This window comes from Vibrio sp. 2096, from assembly GCF_033339595.1.
GTDB classification, from domain to species: Bacteria; Pseudomonadota; Gammaproteobacteria; order Enterobacterales; family Vibrionaceae; genus Vibrio; species Vibrio alginolyticus.
The window spans coordinates 1-2,158 of sequence record NZ_JAWOUX010000046.1; the positions used below are offsets into that span (position 1 = coordinate 1).

At 45.4% G+C, this 2,158-nt stretch carries 1 protein-coding gene; it reads right to left on the reverse strand.

The window, feature by feature from the left end:
• Positions 1-112: 112 nt before the first annotated feature.
• The gene (gene ltrA / locus R7Q41_RS23860; protein WP_237310148.1) at positions 113-1,585 is read right to left on the reverse strand and encodes a group II intron reverse transcriptase/maturase; all 1,473 of its coding nucleotides are present in this window, start codon (positions 1,583-1,585) and stop codon (positions 113-115) included.
• Positions 1,586-2,158 lie beyond the last annotated feature (573 nt).

Consider the following 2,158-nt stretch of genomic DNA (forward strand, 5'->3'; position numbering starts at 1 on the left):
TGTCGAGTAGACGACACCTGTTACCAAGTGTCGTCCCTCTAAGAACCCAGCGTGCAACTTTCACCGCACTAAGCTCAAGCCTTCACAAAGGCACCTGATGGCACCCAGCAACTTATAAAGCAGTGAGAGTAGGCTCATGCCAAGAGTTACGACATTGCCTCTTTGACTTTCTCTTTGCCAAGTACTCTTGGTATTGAGGATCAAAAGGCGTAGCGGCACTCCTGATTTTCACATGTCTCTCTATTGGCACCTTGGTTATTTGAAACAGATTGAACTGACAATCCATATTCATGATCTTCTGCCAACCGTGAAATTGCCATTGACCTTGACGGTTGATGAAGTATTTAAGAGCGATCCAAGTTCTCGATTTTGTTGGATGACGCCTTTTTGCCCAGTACCATAACGTATGGAATAGCTTGTGACCTATATATCCGAATACCTGTTTAGCCACGCAGTGCCGATAGTAATTCGACCAGCCCCTGAGTTTCGGATTTATCAACTTGATTAAATCGTTAACGGGGATAGTTGCGTGCTTTTTGATGAGTTCGCGCAAGTTACTCAAGAACAGCAGTGTGTTGGATTTGCTCGGTTTAATGAGCAATTTCCCTTTGTACTTCCTATGATTAAAACCTAAGAAATCAAAACCACGGCTGATATGGGTAATGTGCGTTTTCTCTTCGGAGAGTGTTAAGCCTCTTTCTGCTAAGAAATCAGCAATCAACGGCTTGATATCGTTCTCCAGCACTTCCTTTGAAGCACAAGTGACGACGAAATCGTCGGCGTATCCAATAAAGTTGGCTCTGGCACCTTTTTTGAGTGCAGTAGACTTTATGCGTTGCTCAAGCCCTGCAAGAGTCATTAGCATCAAGGTCGGAGATATGACCCCGCCTTGTGGCGTTCCCTCGTCAGTGCGATAGAACAATCCTTTGTCCATAAAACCAGATTTTAACCATTGTTCCAACATTCGTTTATCTACGGCAATGTTATTCATAAGCCATTGATGTCCGATCTTATCGAAACAGGCTTTGATGTCTCCCTCAAGAACCCATTGCGCGGATTTCTTTTGACTTAAACAGATGAAACACTGAGCAATTGCATCAGCAGTACTTCTATTGGGTCTAAAGCCGTAGCTATTGGGATCGGCAAGTGTTTCTGATACTGGCTCCAGTGCAAGAAGATGAAGCGCTTGCTGCGCTCTATCAACCATGCAAGGGATACCTAGTGGTCTGAGTTTGCCGTTTTTCTTGGGGATGTAGATACGCTTGAGCGGTTTGGCTTGATAAGCTTTTCTGCTCAATTGATTGACTGCTTTCATACGGCGCGTATCTGTGTTCCAGATAACGCCGTCTATTCCAGGCGTTTTACTGCCTTTGTTTTGTGATACCCGCTTAACAGCAAGAAGTTTTGCCGAGCGCGAGTGAGTCAGTATCCACTGCAACGCTTTCGCTTTGCCGTGTTTACCTTCTCGTGTTGCCTTTGCAATACGCATCTGAAGCTTTAAAACATGGGATTCAACGGCTTTCCAATTTATTGATTGCCATTGAGCGCTGTCAGGAGAGGCACTAATCTCTTTTGAAATCATCATTTGCATTTCTCCTTGAATAAAGTTCTTCAAATTCTCTTGCAACGGAAGACCAGTCGGAAGTCAGCTCACTTTCGTGTCAGATAGGGATCTGTATCTGCGTCGTTACAATGCAGCCTTCGCTTTTTCCAACATCCTCTACCTGCATCACTATCGGCCACAGCGGCTTTCCCAGAGGGAGTAATACAGGCTTACCGTGTTCCGTATGTCACGCAATGTCAGTTTAGATGCCCGCTATGGTGCGGAGAGTTCAGCGATCACGAAAGAGCATGGGGCAATCTCTTTCCGACTCTCATGCCTTTTGGCTACAGCGTATTAACCACTTTCGCTGATTCATCGTATAACGCACCTTGGACGGATTCACATTTGTTCATCATGCTGACTACCTAGCACTCACCCGATTTATGTGGTTATCAGGAGGATCGTCCTCTCACGATTTCAATCCCGATTGGCAAATACCAACCTTCGTTACATTGTCAGACTCGCTACTTTATTCAGAGTCCTAGGTTCATCTGGTGATACAGATGGTTCACTCGTTGAGCGGTGAACAGCGCTTCATACGACCTCACGTCGCAC

Bases quoted from the DNA above. Each gene is read 5' to 3' on its own strand.
- ltrA (WP_237310148.1), bottom strand. From the start codon at position 1,585: ATGATGATTTCAAAAGAGATTAGTGCCTCTCCTGACAGCGCTCAATGG.